Source organism: Megasphaera sp. AF13-6AC, from assembly GCF_027685385.1.
In the GTDB taxonomy this organism is placed as follows: domain Bacteria; phylum Bacillota; class Negativicutes; order Veillonellales; family Megasphaeraceae; genus Megasphaera; species Megasphaera micronuciformis.
The window spans coordinates 1-1,591 of sequence record NZ_JAQCUN010000203.1 but is presented as its reverse complement, the minus strand read 5'-3'; the positions used below and the strand labels follow the sequence as shown (position 1 = coordinate 1,591).

At 44.5% G+C, this 1,591-nt stretch carries 2 protein-coding genes; one reads left to right on the top strand and one right to left on the bottom strand.

Features of this window, described 5'->3' with window-relative positions:
* Window positions 1-391 precede the first annotated feature (391 nt).
* Complete coding sequence (locus PGX78_RS08130; protein ID WP_270446433.1) at window positions 392-595, top strand: hypothetical protein; 204 nt, start codon at window positions 392-394, stop codon at window positions 593-595.
* A gap of 112 nt (window positions 596-707) precedes the next feature.
* On the opposite strand, the gene PGX78_RS08125 is transcribed toward PGX78_RS08130, so the two are convergent.
* On the bottom strand, window positions 708-1,591 hold an 884-nt coding region (locus tag PGX78_RS08125), incomplete at its 5' end, for an FAD-dependent oxidoreductase (protein WP_270446430.1).

Here is a 1,591-nt window from a genome sequence, read left to right as displayed (position 1 = left end):
CGTGCCTGTCACATTTACGTCAAAGAGCCTCAACCAGGACTTTACCTTCGAGATTGCTATGGAAAAGAAGGACGGCAATTGGAAGGCTGTTAAGGTCAACAACTTCAAAGACTTCCTTAAACTTGTAGAAAAGCAAAACGATAGTCAAAACAGTCAGGAACAATCGGGAAAATAGACAGGTTCCGGGAGGAGCTCTCGAAAGAGAGCTCCTTTTTGCGGCAAAGAAATCTTGTCGGTCGGATGTACATGTTACAGGTAATAGAAAACATAGTTTTGCAGGAAACGGTTACAGATTTTTAAAAATAGGGTGAGACATGAAGACCTGCATAACGACATATGATATAATTCGCATCATATACACTGTACTATATACACAGAAAGAGGTGCCGTAATGGCTACATTGATGCAAAAAGATGTTTTGTTGGAAGGCGTGTTTCAGGCTTTAGGGTATGCCCATGGGGCTAATGCGGATGAAGCGACTATTAACGAACTGCAGGAATTGAAGCAAAAACTATACAGCTCCAAGCCTGAAGATCTGAATTTTCAGGAAATAATATCGTATATCAAGGAAAATATTGAGAAATACAAGGGATAAAAGAGACACAGGCCTTATTACGGGAAAATCGTAGCGATACGGTCATGGAGTACAGGCGACATTAAAGCGGCTATAGCGAAGAAAATGCTATAGCCGCTTTAATGTATGGATCTTATTTATGTTCGTAGTAGTATCTCGTCCACATGGTGATTTCCTGTAAGGACGGGTGGGGCGTCATGGTTTCGCCGATGGTGTAAATGGACTGAGGCACGAGATTGCGGGTCAGGCCGCTTTCACGCAGTTTTTTGACTGTAGGTGAGGCGATTTCTTCGTGACGAATGACAAAAGGTTGGGGGCCGGCATTCATAAGGTTAATGAAGGGTTGGATGAGAATAGAGGCTTCATGTCCGATAATATGAGCACCCAAGAGGTGTTTCGTTTTTTTGTCGATAACGAGTTTTACGAAACCGTCGTCGGGATTGCCTTGCTCAAAGCCGAGGGCATAGCCTTTGGCTGCCGTCGAGTAATGGTTGACGGCAATATCTACATCATATCCCGCTTTTTTTGCATTTGCTTCCGTAAGGCCTACTTGAGCCGCTTCAGGATAGGTGTAGGTTACTGCCGGGACGAGATCGTATCTGGCCCAACGCCAATCCTTCGGTTCGTGATTTTCAAAGAGGTTGTGGGAAATGATTTCCGCTTCGTAGTTGGCTTTGTGGCGGAAGGGAGCTAAGCCGTTAATATCGCCGAGAGCCCAAATTCCTTCGGCCGCCGTTTCAAGAAATTCATTCGTTTCAATGTACCCACGCTTGTCAAGCGTAACATCCGTATTTTCCAAGTGCAACAGATCTGTCATCGGTTTAACGCCCGGAGCGATAAGAATTTCTTCAGCAGCAACGCTGCCTTCTTCACCTGTCGAGCGGTCTTTGAAACGGAGCACTTTGAGTCCGTCTTTTATTTCGACGGAGACCGTGTCTTTATTTAATTCTACGTCTATACCGTAATTTTTAAATTGTGTGAGTAAGAAGGCCGATACATCTTCGTCATCCTTAGGTA